Genomic DNA, 17,730 nt, shown 5'->3' on the forward strand with positions numbered 1-17,730 from the left:
ATCGACGGCCGAGCAGCCCTCGGGCCGCCGTGACGTCCGCCGTCAGGCGGTGACAGAGGGGGCGAACCAGGTGCCGATCTGCGCGCCCTCGAGAGCCTTGCCCACGAGGTCGGCGCTCGTGACCAGCACGCCGATGCCCGATCCCGCCGCCATTCGCGCCGCAGAGACCTTGGTGGCCGCTCCCCCGGTGCCGACGCTGTTGACGACCGACGCACCGAACTCGAGCCCGCTCAGATCCGAATCGGCGGGGATCTCGTCGATCGGCACCGCGGTCGGATCGGTCGGCGGCTTCGTGTACAACGACTCGACATCGCTCAGCAGCACGAGGGCATCAGCGCCGACCAGCTGTGCGACGAGCGCCGCGAGCCGGTCATTGTCGCCGAAGCGGATCTCCTGCGTGGCGACCGTGTCGTTCTCGTTGACGATGGGCAGGATGCGAAGCGACAGGAGCCGCTCCATCGCGCGCCGGGCGTTGCTGCGGGAGGTCGGGTTCTCGAGGTCGCCCGTCGTCAGCAGCACCTGGCCGGCGACGATCCCGAACGGCCGCAGCGCCTCCTGGTAGCGGAAGACGAGCACGTTCTGTCCGACCGCCGCAGCGGCCTGCTGGGTGGCCAGATCGGTCGGACGGGAGTCGAGCGCGAGAAACGGGATGCCCGTGGCGATCGCGCCCGAGGAGACCAGGATGATCTCGGAGCCGCGGCGATGCGCCGACGACAGCGCCTGCACGATCATCGGGATGCGCCACGACGACTCGCCGCTGATCGACGACGAGCCGACCTTCACGACGATCCGGCCCGCGGTGGCGAGCTCGGCGCGGGTGCGCGCGGTCATTCCTCGTCCTCGCGGGATGCGAGGCGCTTCTCCTCGAGCTCCGCCCGGGCCGCAGCCCTGGCATCCATCATCTCGTGGTACTGCTCGCGGCGTTCGGCCGTGGTGCGACGGTTCGATCCGCCGATGCGGACATCCGTGCCGCGCGGCGAGCTCATCAGCTCGGCCGTCGACGCGATCGAGGGCTCCCAGTCGAAGACCACGCTGTTGTCGCCGGTGCCGATCATGACGGTCGCCCCCGGGACGGCGCCCGCCTTGAACAGGGCGTCCTCGACGCCGAGGCGCTCGAGGCGGTCACCGAGGTAGCCGACCGCTTCCTCGTTCTGGAAGTCGGTCTGCTGAACCCAGCGCCACGGCTTCTCGCCGAGCACGCGGTAGACGTTGCCGTAGGTGCCGCCCTCGACGCGGATCGAGAACTCCTCCTTGGCGCCCTTCGGGCGGATCACGACGCGCTCGCGCGGGACCTCGGCGGCGACCTCGGCACGATGCTGGTCGACGAGCTCGGCCAGCGCGAAGCTGAGCGGGCGCAGGCCCTCATGCGCGACCGCCGAGATCTCGAACACGCGGAAACCGCGCGCCTCGATCTCGGGGCGCACCATGTCGGCGAGATCGCGCGCCTCAGGAACGTCGACCTTGTTGAGGGCGACGAGCTGCGGGCGCTCGAGCAGCGGCTTCTGCCCCTCGGGCACCTCGTACGCGGCGAGCTCGGCGAGGATGACGTCGAGGTCGGAGAGCGGGTCGCGCCCGGGCTCGAGCGTCGCGCAGTCGAGGACGTGCAGCAGGGCGCTGCAGCGCTCGACATGCCGCAGGAACTCCAGCCCGAGGCCCTTGCCCTCGCTCGCACCCTCGATCAGGCCGGGCACGTCGGCGATGGTGTAGCGGCTGTCGCCGGCCTGCACGACGCCGAGGTTGGGGTGCAGCGTGGTGAACGGATAGTCGGCGATCTTCGGTCGCGCTGCCGAGAGCGCAGCGATCAGGCTCGACTTGCCGGCCGACGGGTAGCCGACGAGCGCCACATCCGCGACGGTCTTGAGCTCGAGGACGACCGAGCACTCCTGACCGGGCGTGCCGAGCAGCGCGAAGCCGGGGGCCTTGCGCTTGGGCGAGGCGAGAGCAGCGTTGCCGAGGCCGCCGCGGCCGCCCTCGGCGACCACGTATCGCTCGCCAGGGACGATCATGTCGTGCAGGACGTCACCCTCGACGCTCTTCACCACGGTGCCGACGGGCACGGGCAGTTCGAGGGACTCGCCATCGTAACCCGAGCGGAGATCGCCCATGCCGAAGCCGCCGTTGCCGCCGGTGCGGTGCGGCGAGTGGTGGTACGACAGCAGCGTCGTCACCTGCGGGTCGGCGACGAGGATGATGTCTCCGCCGTCACCGCCCTTTCCGCCGTCCGGGCCGCCGAGCGGCTTGAACTTCTCACGACGGACCGAGACGCAGCCGTTGCCGCCCTTGCCGGCGCGAAGGTGCAGCGTGACGGTGTCGACGAACGTGACCATGTGCGTGCTCCTCCGAGGGGTTGTGCTGGGATACGAGGACGGGGCGAGCCGAAGCCCGCCCCGTCCAGGAAGTCTGCTGCTCTTACTGAGCGGCTGCGACGATGTTGACGACCTTGCGGCCGCCCTTCTTGCCGAACTCGACAGCGCCCGCCTCGAGAGCGAACAGCGTGTCGTCGCCGCCACGACCGACGCCTGCGCCGGGGTGGAAGTGGGTGCCGCGCTGACGGACGAGGATCTCGCCGGCGTTGACGGTCTGACCGCCGAAGCGCTTCACGCCGAGTCGCTGTGCGTTGGAGTCACGACCGTTGCGGGTCGAGCTCGCGCCCTTCTTATGTGCCATGTCTGAGCCTCTTCCGTGCTTACTTGATGCCGGTGATCTTGACGCGCGTGAGCTCCTGACGGTGGCCCTGGCGCTTCTTGTAGCCGGTCTTGTTCTTGTACTTCTGGATGACGATCTTCGGTCCGCGGAGGTTGCCGAGAACCTCAGCCGTGACCTTGACCTTCGCCAGCTTGTCGGCGTCGGTGGTCACAGAGGCACCGTCGACGAGAAGCACGGCGGGAAGCTCGATGTTCTCGCCCTGGGCAGCCTGAACACGGTCGAGCTGAACGATCGTGCCGACCTCGACCTTCTCCTGCCGGCCACCGGCGCGCACTACTGCGTAAACCACTTCATACCTGTTTCGTTGGGGAGCGGATCGCTCCGGGAATCTCACGGGAAGACTGTTGCTTGCGTACATCGCCCGGGGCGACGGGTGCAGACGCAAGACTTCTCCTGCGACCGGAAAAGCCGTCAGGGGTCTCGCACCAAAGGACAACTTTACCGGATCATCGCCGATGCCGCAAAGCGAGGCCGGAGGTGTGTCCCCGTCCTAAGATCGCGGCATGACCGTTCTCGTCGACGATGCCATCTGGCCAGCGCACGGCCGGCTGTGGGCGCATCTCGTCAGCGACTCGGATCTGGCCGAGCTGCATGCGTTCGCCGCGGAGCAGGGCATCCCGGCTCGCGCTTTCGACCGCGACCACTACGACGTGCCCGAGGAGTCTCTGCCGAGGCTCCTCGCCGCCGGTGCGGTGCACGTGGGCGGCAAGGAGCTCACCAGGCGACTGATCCGCTCAGGACTCCGGGTCAGAGCTCGCGACCGTCGCTGATCCCTCTCCCTGAGCCGGCGCGGCGTTGGGGGTCAGCATGGCGGTCGTCACACGACGGCGGTTCCGTCCCTGTCCAGGGGCCTTCGGCTCGGGAAGCGCGTCGAGCACCGAATCGAGCAGCTGCTCGGTCTCGGTCTTCGGCGCCTTGCGGTCGCCTCCGCGCTTCTTCCGCTTCTTGGGACGCTCGCTCTGCGCAGGCGCCTCGACGGCGGTCTGCTGCTCGGCTGCGGCCGGCTGCTCGCCGGCGGCGGCCTCCCCGTTCGCGACGATGGTCGAGGCGGCGATGGCGGCGAGGGCCGACTTCGCCCCCTCGGTGATGCTGTGCGTGCCGCCGTTCGCCTGCGGCTGCTGCGCCTGGGCGGCGGCCGGCTGCTGCGACTGCGACCCACCGCGCGAGCGACGGTTCTGGCCGCCGCCGTTGTTCGAGCCGCCGTTGCCGCTGCGGTGCTTGACCACGGGATCGTGATGCACGATCACGCCGCGGCCGGCGCACACGTCGCATGCCTCGCTGAAGGTCTCGAGCAGACCGAGACCGAGCTTCTTGCGGGTCATCTGCACGAGGCCGAGCGAGGTGACCTCGGCGACCTGGTGCTTCGTGCGGTCGCGGCTCAGGCACTCCACCAGGCGGCGCAGCACGAGATCGCGGTTGGACTCGAGGACCATGTCGATGAAGTCGACGACGATGATGCCGCCGATGTCGCGCAGACGCAGCTGGCGGACGATCTCCTCAGCGGCCTCGAGGTTGTTCTTGGTGACGGTCTCCTCGAGGTTTCCGCCCGAGCCGACGAACTTGCCGGTGTTGACGTCGACGACCGTCATCGCCTCGGTGCGGTCGATCACGAGCGAGCCGCCCGAGGGCAGCCAGACCTTGCGATCGAGCGCCTTCTCGATCTGCTCGGTGATGCGGTACGCGTCGAACGGGTCGACGTCGTCGGTGTAGGTCTCGACCCGCTCGAGCAGATCGGGTGCGACGCTCTCGAGGTACGCGCGGATGGTGCGCTGCGCGTCGTCGCCCTGGATCGTCATGCGGGTGAAGTCCTCATTGAAGACATCGCGCACGATCTTCACCAGCAGGTCGGGCTCGGCGTGCAGCAGTGCCGGAGCCTGCTGCGTCTGCACCTGCTTCTGGATGTGCTCCCACTGCGACGTGAGCCGCTGCACGTCGCGGGTGAGCTGCTCTTCGGTGGCGCCCTCGGCTGCGGTGCGGACGATCACGCCCGACGACTCGGGCAGCACCTCCTTGAGGATGCGCTTCAGGCGAGCCCGCTCGTTGTCGGGGAGCTTGCGCGAGATGCCGTTCATCGACCCACCCGGCACGTACACGAGGTACCGGCCGGGAAGCGAGATCTGGCTCGTGAGGCGCGCGCCCTTGTGACCGACCGGGTCCTTGGTGACCTGGACGAGAACGCGGTCGCCCGCCTTGAGAGCGAGCTCGATGCGGCGCGGCTGATTGCCGGTCTCGACGCCGTCCCAGTCGACCTCGCCGGAGTAGAGCACCGCGTTGCGACCACGGCCGATGTCGACGAACGCGGCCTCCATGCTGGGCAGCACGTTCTGCACGCGGCCCAGGTACACATTGCCGATCAACGACGCATCCTGATTGCGGGCGACGTAGTGCTCGACGAGCACGTCGTCTTCCAGCACCCCGATCTGGGTGCGGCCGTTCTTGGCGCGCACGACCATCATGCGGTCGACCGATTCGCGGCGCGCGAGGAACTCGGCCTCGGTGACGACGGGACGGCGGCGGCCGGCATCGCGACCGTCGCGACGGCGCTGCTTCTTGGCCTCGAGACGAGTCGAGCCCTTGATGGCCTTCGGCTCGGTGATGTACTCGACCTGGCGCTGACGCTGGCGCGGCTCTTCACGCTGGTCGTCGCCCTCACCGCGGCGACGGCCACGACCACGACGGAACGCGCTGCCGCGGTCGTCGCCCTCGTCGTCGTCGCGGCTGCTGCGTGCGGGCAGCGGCACCACCTCGGGGGCGTAGAAGTGCAGCTGGGTCGAGACCTTCGAGACGAAGACCTCGGGCAGCAGCCCCAGGCTCACGGCCGTCACGGGATTCGGGGACTCGGGCTGCGCGGCCGGCTCGGGCTCTGCGGCCGCCGTCTCCGCCTCTGCAGCTTCAGAGTCTGCCGCCGCCTCGGGCTCTGCGGGCGTCTCGGGCTGCTCGTCCGCAGCGGGCTGCTCGTCCGCAGCGGGCTGCTCGTCCGCAGCGGGCTGCTCCACAGCATCCGGCTCCGCGACGGGCTCAGCCGCCTCGGCGGTCCGGACGTCCTCGACTACCGGCTGCGCCGGCGTCTCGTCGAGGGTAGGGGTGTTGTTGTCATCGTTCTCATCGGCCATCTCTGGCTAGCTCCCTGCGCGGGCACTGCGTGCGCCGCGAAAACTCGTGCGGCGAAACAGCGGCCGCGAACTCAATCGGCTGGCGGTCGGCTCTGCGGCGCGACCACCTGGGGCACAGGACCCCGAAGTCTTGTCGATTCGATCGCGGATGAACGCGACGTCGTCTTGAGCCATTATCGCACTACCCGACGCCGACAACCGCACGCGTTCGACTCGCGCGCCGCGATTCACGCGAGCCGCATAGACACCGTTGGGATAATCGCGCCATGACCACGCAGCGCTCCCGCCATGTCGGCTACGGAATCTGGCTCGTCTTCGCCGCGATCGTCGGCTGGTGGGCGGCGTTCCAGCTCACCATGGAGAAGTTCTACGTTCTCGAGAACCCCGGCGAGACCACCAGCTGCTACGTGAGCGTCATGCTTCAGTGCGACAAGAACCTCTCGTCATGGCAGGGCGAGGTGTTCGGGTTCCCCAACCCGCTCATCGGCGTGACCGCGTGGATGGCCGTGATGGTGATGGGCGTGGCCGTGCTCGCCGGCGTGCGATTCCCGCGCTGGTTCTGGGGGCTGTTCGGCGTCGGTGTGCTCGGGGCCTTCATCTTCGTGTGCTGGCTCATCGGCCAGAGCATCTACAGCCTGCACACCCTGTGCCCGTGGTGCATGGTGACCTGGTCTGTCACGATCCCGACCTTCCTCGCGACGACCCTGCATCTGATGCGCAACGGCACGCTGGGCGGTTCCGCCGCCATGCGCGAGCGCGCCGGACGCCTGATGGTCTGGGTGCCGCTGGCGACGATCGTCGCCTACGCGATCATCATCGCCATGGCCCAGCTCGCCGGACTCGACCTGCTCGGTGAGGTCGTCGGCATGGTCTTCTGACGCAGGCGGACGCGCAGACGAAGAGAGAGGGACGCCCGCACGGGCGTCCCTCTCTCTTCGTCTGCGGTCTGGGTTCAGTCGAACCAGATGCCGAGCTCGCGCGCAGCCGACTCGGGGCTGTCCGAGCCGTGCACGAGGTTCTGCTGCACCTTGAGGCCCCAGTCCCGGCCGAAGTCGCCGCGGATGGTGCCGGGTGCGGCGGTCGTCGGATCGGTGGTGCCCGCGAGCGAGCGGAAGCCCTCGATGACCCGGTTGCCCGCGAGGCGGATCGCCACCGACGGGCCTGACATCATGAACTCGAGGAGCGGCTCGTAGAACGGCTTGCCCTCGTGCTCGGCGTAGTGCGCCGCGAGGCGGTCGCGGTCGGGCTCGACCAGTCGCAGGTCGACGAGCGCGTAGCCCTTCGCCTCGATGCGGGCGAGGATGCTGCCGGTCAGGCCGCGGGCGACGCCGTCGGGCTTGACGAGGACGAGGGTTTCTTCAGTGGCCATGTCATTCGCTCTCTGTGTGAGGTTCTGCCGGCGGGCCCGCCGGCCGCTGTCGGTCGATTCGGGCCCCACCGATCGTCGCATACGCCCACATGCCGCCGAAAATCAGCACCACGAAGATGATGGCCGGCTCGAAGATGCCGCCGAGTGCGATGACGCCCTGCAGCGCCCACCCTGCAGGAATCGCCCAGGGCTTGGTGATGGAACCCGCGACGCCGACGAGGGCGATGGCGACCACCACGCCGGCGACGATCCCCCACCACGACGGGATGCCCGCAGGCAGGGCATTCAGGCCGAAGATCACGAGACCCGCGAGCAGGGCGCCGACGGCCTCGAAGCCGAGCACGATCGAGCCGAGCTTCTGCACCAGGGTGCGCTGAGCACGGGGGCGAGGCGCTCTGGCCGCGCGGGCGCTCACGCGCGCCACCCCGACTTCCAGTCCTCCTCCTCGGAGAGCAGCAGTGCTTCACCCGCGAGCACGATGGATCCGGCGATGACGACGGCGCGGCGGTCGGCGGAGGCGGCCCATTCGCGCGCGGCATCGACGGCGTCGGCGAGGGTGGGATGCACGCTCGCACGGCGTCCGCGCTCCTCCACCAGGTCGGCGATCACATCGGCATCCGCCGCTCGATCGGAATCGGGAGCCGTCGCGAACACCTCGGTCACCTGCGGCAGCAGCGCGTCGACGATGCCAGCGGCGTCCTTGTCTGCGAAGACGCCCAGCACGAGAGCCCACTCGTCGAAGTCGAAGCTGTCGTCGAGCGATCGCGCGAGGGCGGCGGCTCCGTGCGGATTGTGAGCGGCGTCGACAACCACCGTCGGCGCGATGCCGACCAGCTGGAGTCGTCCCGGCGAGGTGGCGTTCTGCAGCCCGTCGGCGAGGATGTCGCCGACGATGCGCTGCGAGGCGCCGCCGATCAGCGACTCCACGGCCGCGACCGCGAGAGCGGCGTTGTGACCCTGGTGCGCGCCGTACAGCGGCAGATACTCGTCGGTGTACTCCCCCGCGAGGCCGCGGATGCTGATCAGCTGACCCCCGACGGCGAGCTTCTGCTCACTGAGCCCGAACTGCTCGCCCTCGAAGGCGATCGTCGCGTCCTTCTCGCCGGCCACCCGGCGAAGCACGGCAGCGACCTCCGGCTTCTGCTCGGCGGAGACGACGGCAGCGCCGTCCTTGATGATCCCCGCCTTGACCTCGGCGATCGCCTCGACCGTGTCGCCGAGGCGATCGGCATGGTCCATGTCGATCGGAGCGAAGACCGCGACATCGCCATCGGCCGTGTTCGTCGAATCCCACGACCCTCCCATGCCGACCTCGAGCACGAGCACATCCACAGGCGCGTCCGATGCGGCGACGAACGCGAGCACCGTCAGCAGCTCGAAGAAGGTGAGCGGAGCATCGCCCGCGGTCTCGAGCTCGGCGTCGACGATCCCGACGAACGGCTCGATCTCGTCCCAGGCATCCGCGATCGCACCGTCGGCGATCGGCTCGCCGTCGATCATGATGCGCTCGGTGAACCGCTTGAGGTGGGGGCTGGTGAACAGGCCGGTTCGCAGACCGTGCGAGCGCAGCAGGCTCTCGATCATGCGGGCCGTCGAGGTCTTGCCGTTCGTGCCGGTGATGTGCACCACCCGGTAGGTGCGCTGCGGGTCGTCGAGCAGGGTGAGGATGCGGGCGACCCGCTCCTTGCGGGGCTGCACCCACCGCTCGCCCGCCCGCTCGAGCAGCTTCTCGTAGACGATGTCAGCACGCTGGACGTCACTCACGCTGATGCTCCGATCCTCGAGACGGCGACCGTGAATTCACCGCGGTTGGCGTAGGTGCCCTTGGCGATCACCGCGGCGAACTCGCTCTCGGCCAGCTCGTCGTCCGCACCCAGCAGCGCGTGCTCGAGCGCGAGCGTCTCGCCCGCGACATCGGCGATCTCGAATGCCGAGTACACGGCATCCCCGTCTTCGGCGTCGTCGAAGCGCAGCGCGAGACGGATGCGGTCGCTGACGTCGAAGCCGGCGTTCTTGCGCGTGTCCTGCACGGCGCGGATCACGTCGCGCGCGAGTCCCTCGGCTTCCAGCTCGGGCGTGGTCGCGGTGTCGAGCAGCATGAATCCGCCGCCGGGAACGAGCGCGAGCGCCTCGCCCTCGGGCCGGCCCGAGGTCTCGAGCACCAGGTCGTACTCATGCGGCTCGAGAGCGATGCCGTCGGCGGTCACCACTCCGCCGTCTTCGGTCCAGAAGCCCTCCTTCGCCGCCCGGATGACCTTCTGCACCTCCTTGCCGAGGCGCGGACCGGCAGCGCGGGCGTTGACGCTGAGGCGGTGACTGATGCCGTACTCGGCTGCCGTGGTCTCGGCGAGCTGCACGAGTTCGACCGACTTCACGTTCAGCTCTTCCTGCAGGATCCCCTCGAACTGGGCGAGGTCGGCGGCGAGCGGCGACACGACGGTCAGTCGCGCGAGCGGAAGACGAACGCGCAGCTTCTCCTTCTTGCGCAGGGCGTTGCCCACGCTCGACAGCTCGCGCACCGCATCCATCGCGTCGCGCACCTCGTCGGCCGCGGGGAACACCGCGGCATCCGGCCAGTCGGTCAGGTGCACGCTGCGCCCGCCGGTCAGCCCCTGCCAGACGCGCTCGCTGATGAGCGGCACGAGCGGAGCAGCCACGCGGGTGAGCGTCTCGAGCACCGTGTAGAGGGTGTCGAACGCCTCGCGGCTCTTCGGGTCGTCGCTCACGCCTTCCCAGAACCGGTCGCGCGAGCGGCGGATGTACCAGTTGGTCAGCACCTCGGCGAAGTCGCGCAGACGTGCCGATGCCGTCGTGGAGTCGAGCCCCTCGAGGTCGGCGCGCACCTCGCGCACGAGATCCCCGAGGCGCGCCAGGATGTACCGGTCGAGCACGTCGGTGCTGTCGGTGCGCCAGGTGGCCTCGTAGCCGCCGCTCGCGTTGGCGTAGGTCGCGAAGAAGTACCACGAGTTCCACAGCGGCAGGATGAACTCCCGCACACCAGCGCGGATGCCCTCCTCCGTCACGGCGAGGTTGCCGCCGCGCAGCACAGAGCTCGACATGAGGAACCAGCGCATGGCGTCCGAGCCGTCGCGGTCGAGCACCTCGCTGACGTCGGGATAGTTGCGCAGCGACTTCGACATCTTGTAGCCGTCGCTGCCGAGCACGATGCCATGGCAGCTCACTCCGGTGAACGCCGGCCGGTTGAACAGTGCGGTCGACAGGACGTGCATGACGTAGAACCACCCGCGGGTCTGACCGATGTACTCGACGATGAAGTCGGCCGGCGCGTGCGAATCGAACCACTCCTGGTTCTCGAACGGGTAATGCACCTGCGCATACGGCATCGATCCCGAGTCGAACCACACGTCGAAGACGTCCTCGATGCGGCGCATCGTGCTGTTCCCGGTCGGGTCGTCGGGGTTCGGCCGGGTGAGGTCGTCGATGTACGGGCGGTGCAGATCGATCTCGCCCTCGGGATTGCGCGGCAAGGTGCCGAAGTCGCGCTCCAGCTCCTCCAGAGATCCGTAGGCGTCGACGCGCGGGTACTCGGGGTCGTCGCTCTTCCAGATCGGGATGGGCGAGCCCCAGTAGCGGTTGCGGCTGATCGACCAGTCGCGCGCCCCCTCGAGCCACTTGCCGAACTGGCCGTACTTCACGTTCTCTGGCACCCAGGTGATCTGCTCGTTGTTCGCGAGAAGGTCGTCCTTGATGTCGGTGACACGGATGAACCAGCTCGAGACGGCCTTGTAGATCAGAGGGTTCCGGCACCGCCAGCAGTGCGGGTAGGAGTGCACGTAGCTCTGCTCGCGCAGCATCCGGCCTGCGGCGCGCAGCAGGCGGATGAGCGGCGTGTTGGCATCCATCCACAGCTGCCCTGCCACGTCGGTCACCGACGACAGGAAGCGTCCGCCGTCGTCTAGCGAGATGATCGTCGGGATGCCTGCAGCGTTCGTGACCCGCTGGTCGTCCTCACCGTAGGCGGGCGCCTGGTGCACGATGCCGGTGCCGTCGGTGGTCGTGACGTAGTCGTCGACGAGGATGCGCCAGGCGTTCTCGGTGCCCCAGGTCTCGGCATCCGCGTAGTAGTCGAAGAGCCGGTCGTATGCGACGTCCTCGAGCTCCCGGCCCAGAACGGTCTGCTGCACAGCGGCGAGCGCGTCGTCGGCCGACTCGTAGCCGAGATCCTTGGCGTAGCCGCCCAAGAGGTCGCGGGCGAGCAGGTAGCGGTGCGCGTCGCTCTCGGCGACGTCGTCACCGGGGACGATGTCGGCGGCGCCGTTCGGGCCACCAGGGACGACGACATACTCGATCTCGGGTCCGACGACGAGCGCGAGGTTCGTGGGAAGGGTCCAGGGCGTGGTCGTCCAGGCGAGCGCGCGCACCGCGGTGAGACCCAGGCTCTCGGCCTTGACGCCGACGAGCGGGAACGTGACGGTGACCGACGGGTCCTGACGGTCTTTGTACACGTCGTCGTCCATGCGCAGCTCGTGCGCCGACAGCGGCGTCTCGTCGCGCCAGCAGTACGGCAGCACGCGGTATCCCTCGTAGGCGAGACCCTTGTCGTAGAGCGTCTTGAAGGCCCACAGCACGCTCTCCATGTAGCCGAGGTCGAGCGTCTTGTACCCGCGCTCGAAGTCGACCCACCGGGCCTGTCGGGTGACGTAGTCCTGCCACTCATGCGTGTAGGTCAGCACCGAGTCGCGCGCCTTCGCGTTGAAGACGTCGATGCCCATCTGCTCGATCTCGCTCTTCTCGGTGATGCCGAGCTGCTTCATGGCCTCGAGCTCCGCGGGCAGACCGTGCGTGTCCCACCCGAAGACGCGATCGACCTTCTTGCCGAGCATGGTCTGGAACCGCGGGAAGACGTCCTTCGCATACCCGGTCAGCAGGTGACCGTAGTGCGGCAGCCCGTTGGCGAAGGGAGGGCCGTCGTAGAAGACCCACTCGTCGGCGCCGTCGCGCTGCGCGATCGAGGCACGGAAGGTGTCATCGGTCTTCCAGAAGTCGAGCACCTCGCGCTCGATCTCGGGGAAGCGCGGGCTCGGGGTGACGGCGTCGGCGGCTGCGCCGAAGGAGGAGCGCGGGTAGGTCATCGTGTCTCGCAGTGGTCGTGGGCGGATGCTGCTGCAAGGACGACCCGTGCTGACGCACGAACCGCGGTACCACCCTGCGTGCTTCTCGCGAAGCCACTCTCACTGCGGCGATGACGGGCCTGCCCCGCTCGGTTCTACTTCCCCGCCTGGGGCGGAGGGTTCTTCCGAGAGCTCCCCGGTGATGGCCGGATCACAGCTGATGCGCCCATTCTACGCGGCACCTGCGCTCGTCGCATCCGCACCCGCCCGCACCCGCGCCCGGCCCGCACCTCGCGTGCGTCCGCCTCGGGGTGTACACCTGCCGCGGAGATATACACCTGCCGCGGAGATCTCCCGCGAACTCGTCCGCGCGAAGCGGAGATCCCCGCGCGAAGCGACCGGACGACTACCGTGCAACGTGCAGACCCTGAGCGACGGCTCGCGTGATCACGTCCTGCACGGCGGGCCAGTCGAACATCACCTGGGAGTACGAGACCCTGATGACGTGGTACCCGAGCAGCATCAACTCGGCGTCGTGCTTGATGTCCTCCGAGCGCTGCGCCCCGACATGATGTCTGCCGTCGATCTGCAGCACGAGTCGATCACCGAGGAGGGCGTCGACTCGGTGACCGTGGATCCAGATCTGGACGCGCAGGGGTTGGCGCAGCCAGCGCAGTCGCGGCCTCAAGTACGTCTCGAGTCCAGCATCCGCGAATGGCGTCGCAGAAGCGAGCACGCGACGAGCCGCTGGCCGGAGAGGCAGTCGCGAGAGAGCGTCGATCTGCACCAGACCCTTGTTGAGCGCCGAGTCCCATGTCGCGAGCGCCCGTTCGAAGGGCTCGCACTCTGCGATGTATCCCAGTGTGTTCTCAATGGGATCGATGACCTCATCGGGTGAATGCGGGACCAGCGGCGCTCCCCAGTGCACCTTCGCCGCGACACGCACTTTTCCCGTGCGGGACTCCGGCACAGCGACGTGGGGTCTGCCGGATGCGTCGTGCAGCCAGAGCCTGTAGTGCTGCGCGGCCGTGCGACAGGTGATCACCACGCCGGTCTTCACCGCGTCACGCAGAGTCGGGGCGAGATCGGGCGCGGCGATCCAGCCGCGGCGCGGACGGGTCAGTGATCCTTCCGATACGGCGGATTCGATCGTTCGGCGCGAGAACCCGTGTTGGGTGATCAGCGTGGTTCGTGCATATCCTCCCTGCGCTCTCACGAGCTGGACGAGTTCGGCTGCTGAAGGGACGACCATCTGCCCAGGATCCGACGACGCGCCATCCCGGGCATCCGGCATTCGCGCTCTCTGGGGAGAACTGGCGCTGAGCGCCCGGCTGTGGAGACTCGCGACACCCGCGCTCGCCGCGTGCGCGCTCGCGGGGTGCGCGCCTGCCGCGGAGATGTGCGCCTGCCGCGGAGATCTCCTGCGAATTCCTCCGCGCGAAGCGCACATCTCCGCGCGAGACGCCCGGTCGGGGCGGCCTGCGAAAGGGCGATGCCGTCCGCAGGGCGAGCAGGACGGCCCCGTGCACCCGCATAGAGTCGAGGGCATGGCCAGCCGCCGCACCGCCCTCCGCCCGCCCCTGGTGTCAGAGCCCGACCTGCCGGACACCCTGAGTCCCGCGGCTCCCCGTCGCAGTTCCGATCTGAGAGCCGCGCTCATCGACATCGACGGCGATGCCGACCTCGCGCATTCGACGCTCGAGCAGTGCGTCATCAGCGGCAGCGGGTCGGCAGTCGACCTCGAAGGCGCGACGATGATGGATGTCGACGTCCGCGACCTCCGCGTCGCCAAGCTGTCGGCACGGCGGTCGACCCTCCGCCGTGTGCGCATCTCAGGTGGTCGTATCGGGACCCTGGATCTCAGCGACAGCGGCATCCACGAACTCGCGCTGCACGACGTGCGCATCGATTACCTGACGCTCGCCGGCGGCAAGGCCGTCGACGTGCGCGTCGACTCCTGCAGGATCGCCGCCCTCGACATCCCGGGCGCGACGCTCTCGAGAGTGGCCTTCGCGGCCACGTCCAGCGACGAGGTCGACCCGCGCGGCATGCGAGCGGAGCATCTCGATCTGCGCGGACTCGACGCGCTGGGCTTCCTCGACGTCACGGCATTGCGCGGTGCGACGCTGACGCTGCGTCAGGTGGAGCTTCTCGCGCCGGTCTTCGCCGCAGCCGCCGGCATCGTCATCAGCGACTGAGCGCTATCCGCCGCCGGATCAGAGAGCGGCCGCCACCAGCTCCCTGGTGAACGGATGCTGTGGCGCCGTGAACACGTCTGCAACCCGGCCCTGCTCGACGATGACCCCGTCGCGCATCACCAGGACGTCATCGCACACCGCGGCGATCACCGCGAGGTCGTGCGAGACGAACACCATCGTGAGCTGCCGCTCGACCTGCAGTCGCGAGAGCAGGTCGAGGACGCGTGCGCGCACTGTGGGGTCGAGCGCCGACACCGGCTCGTCGAGCACCAGCACCTGCGGATCGGCGGCGAGCGCTCGGGCGATCGCCGCTCGCTGACGCTGCCCGCCGGAGAGCTGCCGAGGGCGTCTCGCCGCCAGCGCGTCGTCGAGTCCCACTTCGCTCAGCAGACGGTCGACCGCGCGACGGCGTTCGCGGCGCGGGGTCCCGGCCGCCTGCAGCGCCTCGGTGATCGACCTGCCGATCGTCCACCGGGAATCGAAGGCTCCCAGCGGGTTCTGATGGACGAGCTGCACACGCTGCGCACGCGCCCAGTCGATCGAGCCCTCGTCGGGGCGCTCGACGCCGACCAGCATCCGGGCCAGCGTCGTCTTGCCCGACCCCGACTCACCGACGATGCCGAGCGTCCGCCCGGCCGCGAGCGTGAACGACGCCCCGACGACGGCGGGACGTTTGAACCGCTTCGACGCGTCACGCACCTGCAGCAGCACCTCACCTGAGACGCCGTCCCGCGTGCGCGGCGTCGCGATGCTCGCCTCGATGAGCGACCGCGTATACGCCTCCCGCGGCGAGGTCATGACCTCGGTGACCGTCCCCTGCTCGATGATCCGACCCTCGCGCATGACGAGCACGCGGTCCGCCACTCGGCGCACCGCGGCGAAGTCATGGCTGATGAACAGGACGGCGCGCCCCCGATCGGCTATCGATCGCAGCAGGGAGAGGATGCGGGCCTGCACCGTCGCATCCAGGGCGGTCGTCGCCTCGTCGGCGACGAGCACGGCGGGATCCGCGGCGAGCGCCGAGGCGATCAGGGCGCGCTGCCGCATGCCGCCCGACAGCTCGTGCGGATGGCTTCGGGCGCGCTGCTCCGGTTCGGGGAGCGAGACGGATCCCAGCAGCTGCACGACCCGCTCATCCCGACGTCCCCTGTGCAGCCCGTGGATCTGCATGGGCTCCGCCACCTCACGGCCGATGCGGCGCAGCGGGTCGAGAGCGGCGAGAGCATCCTGCGAGACGAGGGCGATGCGCCGGCCTCGGAGCCCCCGCCAGCCGTTCTCGCTCAATGCTGCGGCGTCCGTGTCGTCGACCCGCAGCTCCTCGACCGTCATATGCGCGCCGTCGGGCAGCATCCCGAGCAGGGCTCGTGCCGTGAGCGACTTGCCCGCTCCGGATTCGCCGACGATGGCGACGCACTCCCCCGGCGCGACATCGAGGTCCACCCCGTCCACGACGCGCTGCGCGTCGATCTCGATGCGCAGCCCCCGCAGTCGGATCGCAGTCATGAGCGCCTCCCGTCGACGCGGGCGCGCAGCGCACGACCGATGACCGTCGCGCTGATGACCGTGAGGGTGATCGCCAGACCGGGGAAGACCGAGATCCACCAGGCCCGGCCGAGCACGTTCCGGCCGCCCGAGAGCATCAGCCCCCACTCCGGTGCGGGCTCTGTGGGTCCGAGTCCGAGGAAGCTGAGGCCCGCGGCGGCCAGGATGCTGGATCCGATGCCGATCGTCGCGAGCACGCTCAGCGATCCGAGCACGCCTGGCGCGACGTGGCGGGTGAAGGTGCGCACGGGCCCGACACCGAGGATGCGGGCAGCCTCGACGTGCTCGGCGATGCGCAGCGTGCGGGTCTGCGTGCGGGCGAGGCGGATGTACACCGGCACCGCGGCGATCGTGACGGCGATCGCGACGTTCACCGCGCCGGGGCCGAGCACCGCCACGACGATCAGGGCGATGAGGAACTCGGGGAAGGCGAGCAGGATGTCGGTGGCGCGCATCGCCGCCGAGTCGAGAAGCCGCGGTGCGACGCCCGACAGCGAGCCGAGCACGAGACCGACCGTCACGGCGAGCAGGGTGGCGAGCAGACCGATGCCGACGGAGCGCCCGGCTCCGTGGACCACGCGCGAGAAGACATCGCGCCCCGACTGATCCGTGCCGAACAGATGACCTGCTCCCGGTGCCTCGAGAGCGGAGCGAACGTCGGCGCGCAGCGGGTCATGGGTGGCCAGGGCATCGGGGAACACCGCGGCGAGCGCGACCGCGGCGAGGAAGATCACGGCGAGAACGAGTGCGGTCCGTCTGGCGATCATCGCCGCTCCTCGATCGCGGGCGCCTCGAACGCTGCGGGGTGGGCGCGCAGCCGCGGGTCGATGAGCGGGTGCAGCAGCTCGACGATGACGTTCACGACGACGAAGACGGCGGCACTCAGCATGATCACGCCGGCGACGACCGGCAGGTCGCGGTCGACGATCGCGGTCAGCGTGACGCGCCCCAGCCCTGGGCGGGCGAAGACGGTCTCGACGAGCACGGCCCCGCCGAGAAGCGAGCCGATCAGATACGCGGTGAGCGTCAGAGCGCCGGCCGCGCCGTGACGCAGCGAGTGACGCAGCACGAGGCGGGCGGGCCCCGCGCCGCGCGCGCGTGCCGTCTCGGCGAACGGCTGCCGCTCCGCCTCGTCGATGCCGTCTCGCAGCACCTGGCCGATCAGCGCAGACACGGGGAGGGCGAGGGTGAGGGCGGGCAGCACGACCGTGGCGGGGCTGCGGGTGCCCGCAACGGGAAACCATCCGAGCCCGAAGGCGAAGACGGCGAGCAGCACGATTCCGATCCAGAAGACCGGCGACGAGAGCACGATGAGCTCCCCTGTCACCACCGCCGCCCGCGCGGCACCTCTGCGCGCGAGGAGCGCCACGGCGAGCGCGATGAGGATCGCGATCAGCAGGGCGAGCCCGGTGAGCTGCAGCGTGGGGCCGAGCTGGCGCCCGATGACGTCGCTGACGGGCATCCGGAGCTGGTACGACGTTCCGAGGTCGCCGCGCAGCAGCCCGCCGACGTACGAGGCGTACTGCTCGAGCGGCGGCCGGTCGAGGCCCAGCTCGGCGCGCACCCCTGCCTTGACTTCCTCGCTGACCTTGGCCTGGGGGCCGAGCATGACCGAGACGGCATCGCCCGGGATGATCCGGAACGCGAGGAACGCCAGCGTCGCCGCACCCCAGAGCACGACGACGGCAGACGCGGCGATCCCCGCAGTTCGGATCAGGGCGTGCCGCACG

At 69.4% G+C, this 17,730-nt stretch carries 16 protein-coding genes; 3 read left to right on the forward strand and 13 right to left on the reverse strand.

Annotation, left to right across the window (positions count from 1 at the left end):
* Positions 1-42: 42 nt before the first annotated feature.
* The 4 genes from proB to rplU all read right to left on the reverse strand — a co-directional run bounded on the left by proB (position 43) and on the right by rplU (position 2,995).
* Complete coding sequence (proB, locus tag AB0N59_RS12710) at positions 43-831, reverse strand: glutamate 5-kinase (protein ID WP_204973845.1); 789 nt, start codon at positions 829-831, stop codon at positions 43-45.
* On the reverse strand, positions 828-2,327 hold the full coding sequence (gene obgE, locus AB0N59_RS12715; RefSeq protein WP_363483713.1) for a GTPase ObgE: 1,500 nt from the start codon (positions 2,325-2,327) through the stop codon (positions 828-830). The genes proB and obgE overlap by 4 nt, the downstream gene beginning before the upstream one ends.
* Before the next feature lie 82 nt (positions 2,328-2,409).
* Entirely contained in the window at positions 2,410-2,667 is a 258-nt protein-coding gene (rpmA, locus tag AB0N59_RS12720) for a 50S ribosomal protein L27 (RefSeq protein WP_193596248.1), read from the reverse strand.
* A 19-nt stretch (positions 2,668-2,686) separates the two neighbouring features.
* Positions 2,687-2,995, reverse strand: coding sequence for a 50S ribosomal protein L21 (gene rplU / locus AB0N59_RS12725; protein ID WP_182253397.1), 309 nt, complete (start codon positions 2,993-2,995; stop codon positions 2,687-2,689).
* Positions 2,996-3,209: 214 nt separating this feature from the next.
* Here rplU and AB0N59_RS12730 point away from each other — a divergent pair, with 214 nt between their 5' ends.
* Positions 3,210-3,476 (forward strand): DUF4031 domain-containing protein, encoded by a 267-nt coding sequence (locus AB0N59_RS12730; RefSeq protein ID WP_363483717.1) that lies wholly within the window; start codon positions 3,210-3,212, stop codon positions 3,474-3,476.
* Here the strand turns inward: AB0N59_RS12730 and AB0N59_RS12735 are convergent.
* Entirely contained in the window at positions 3,441-5,819 is a 2,379-nt protein-coding gene (locus AB0N59_RS12735; protein WP_363483720.1) for an Rne/Rng family ribonuclease, read from the reverse strand. The genes AB0N59_RS12730 and AB0N59_RS12735 overlap by 36 nt on opposite strands.
* A 266-nt stretch (positions 5,820-6,085) precedes the next feature.
* Between AB0N59_RS12735 and AB0N59_RS12740 the strand changes: the two genes are divergently transcribed.
* Positions 6,086-6,697 carry a vitamin K epoxide reductase family protein gene (locus AB0N59_RS12740; RefSeq protein ID WP_363483723.1) on the forward strand — a complete coding sequence of 204 codons (612 nt, stop codon included), beginning with the start codon at positions 6,086-6,088 and terminating at the stop codon, positions 6,695-6,697.
* A gap of 74 nt (positions 6,698-6,771) precedes the next feature.
* On the opposite strand, the gene ndk is transcribed toward AB0N59_RS12740, so the two are convergent.
* The 5 genes from ndk to AB0N59_RS12765 all read right to left on the reverse strand — a co-directional run bounded on the left by ndk (position 6,772) and on the right by AB0N59_RS12765 (position 13,512).
* The gene (gene ndk / locus AB0N59_RS12745) at positions 6,772-7,188 is read right to left on the reverse strand and encodes a nucleoside-diphosphate kinase (protein ID WP_071643142.1); all 417 of its coding nucleotides are present in this window, start codon (positions 7,186-7,188) and stop codon (positions 6,772-6,774) included.
* Between the two features lies 1 nt (position 7,189).
* The gene (locus AB0N59_RS12750; RefSeq protein ID WP_363483726.1) at positions 7,190-7,603 is read right to left on the reverse strand and encodes a DUF4233 domain-containing protein; all 414 of its coding nucleotides are present in this window, start codon (positions 7,601-7,603) and stop codon (positions 7,190-7,192) included.
* The gene (locus AB0N59_RS12755) at positions 7,600-8,952 is read right to left on the reverse strand and encodes a folylpolyglutamate synthase/dihydrofolate synthase family protein (RefSeq protein ID WP_363483729.1); all 1,353 of its coding nucleotides are present in this window, start codon (positions 8,950-8,952) and stop codon (positions 7,600-7,602) included. Before AB0N59_RS12755 ends, AB0N59_RS12750 begins: the two co-directional genes overlap by 4 nt.
* Positions 8,949-12,281 (reverse strand): isoleucine--tRNA ligase, encoded by a 3,333-nt coding sequence (gene ileS, locus AB0N59_RS12760; protein WP_363483732.1) that lies wholly within the window; start codon positions 12,279-12,281, stop codon positions 8,949-8,951. Before ileS ends, AB0N59_RS12755 begins: the two co-directional genes overlap by 4 nt.
* 385 nt (positions 12,282-12,666) lie before the next feature.
* The gene (locus tag AB0N59_RS12765) at positions 12,667-13,512 is read right to left on the reverse strand and encodes a DUF559 domain-containing protein (RefSeq protein WP_363483735.1); all 846 of its coding nucleotides are present in this window, start codon (positions 13,510-13,512) and stop codon (positions 12,667-12,669) included.
* Between the two features lie 295 nt (positions 13,513-13,807).
* Between AB0N59_RS12765 and AB0N59_RS12770 the strand changes: the two genes are divergently transcribed.
* Entirely contained in the window at positions 13,808-14,458 is a 651-nt protein-coding gene (locus AB0N59_RS12770) for a pentapeptide repeat-containing protein (protein ID WP_363483738.1), read from the forward strand.
* Positions 14,459-14,476: 18 nt separating this feature from the next.
* Here the strand turns inward: AB0N59_RS12770 and AB0N59_RS12775 are convergent, their stop codons facing one another.
* From AB0N59_RS12775 to AB0N59_RS12785, 3 genes are read right to left on the reverse strand one after another with little or no spacing between them, the layout of a single operon-like run.
* Positions 14,477-15,961: an ABC transporter ATP-binding protein gene (locus tag AB0N59_RS12775; protein ID WP_363483741.1), complete on the reverse strand. Its 1,485-nt coding sequence runs from the start codon at positions 15,959-15,961 to the stop codon at positions 14,477-14,479.
* On the reverse strand, positions 15,958-16,767 hold the full coding sequence (locus AB0N59_RS12780) for an ABC transporter permease (RefSeq protein WP_363483744.1): 810 nt from the start codon (positions 16,765-16,767) through the stop codon (positions 15,958-15,960). The genes AB0N59_RS12775 and AB0N59_RS12780 overlap by 4 nt, the downstream gene beginning before the upstream one ends.
* The gene (locus tag AB0N59_RS12785) at positions 16,764-17,729 is read right to left on the reverse strand and encodes an ABC transporter permease (RefSeq protein ID WP_363483747.1); all 966 of its coding nucleotides are present in this window, start codon (positions 17,727-17,729) and stop codon (positions 16,764-16,766) included. Before AB0N59_RS12785 ends, AB0N59_RS12780 begins: the two co-directional genes overlap by 4 nt.
* Position 17,730 lies beyond the last annotated feature (1 nt).

The organism is Microbacterium sp. NPDC089321 (assembly GCF_040684935.1).
GTDB lineage: Bacteria > Actinomycetota > Actinomycetes > Actinomycetales > Microbacteriaceae > Microbacterium.

Coding starts and splice junctions, on each gene's coding strand:
- proB (WP_204973845.1), bottom strand. CDS start 831: ATGACCGCGCGCACCCGCGCCGAGCTCGCCACCGCGGGCCGGATCGTC.
- obgE (WP_363483713.1), bottom strand. CDS start 2,327: ATGGTCACGTTCGTCGACACCGTCACGCTGCACCTTCGCGCCGGCAAG.
- rpmA (WP_193596248.1), bottom strand. CDS start 2,667: ATGGCACATAAGAAGGGCGCGAGCTCGACCCGCAACGGTCGTGACTCC.
- AB0N59_RS12730 (WP_363483717.1), top strand. CDS start 3,210: ATGACCGTTCTCGTCGACGATGCCATCTGGCCAGCGCACGGCCGGCTG.
- AB0N59_RS12735 (WP_363483720.1), bottom strand. CDS start 5,819: ATGGCCGATGAGAACGATGACAACAACACCCCTACCCTCGACGAGACG.
- AB0N59_RS12740 (WP_363483723.1), top strand. CDS start 6,086: ATGACCACGCAGCGCTCCCGCCATGTCGGCTACGGAATCTGGCTCGTC.
- ndk (WP_071643142.1), bottom strand. CDS start 7,188: ATGGCCACTGAAGAAACCCTCGTCCTCGTCAAGCCCGACGGCGTCGCC.
- ileS (WP_363483732.1), bottom strand. CDS start 12,281: ATGACCTACCCGCGCTCCTCCTTCGGCGCAGCCGCCGACGCCGTCACC.
- AB0N59_RS12765 (WP_363483735.1), bottom strand. CDS start 13,512: ATGGTCGTCCCTTCAGCAGCCGAACTCGTCCAGCTCGTGAGAGCGCAG.
- AB0N59_RS12770 (WP_363483738.1), top strand. CDS start 13,808: ATGGCCAGCCGCCGCACCGCCCTCCGCCCGCCCCTGGTGTCAGAGCCC.
- AB0N59_RS12775 (WP_363483741.1), bottom strand. CDS start 15,961: ATGACTGCGATCCGACTGCGGGGGCTGCGCATCGAGATCGACGCGCAG.
- AB0N59_RS12780 (WP_363483744.1), bottom strand. CDS start 16,767: ATGATCGCCAGACGGACCGCACTCGTTCTCGCCGTGATCTTCCTCGCC.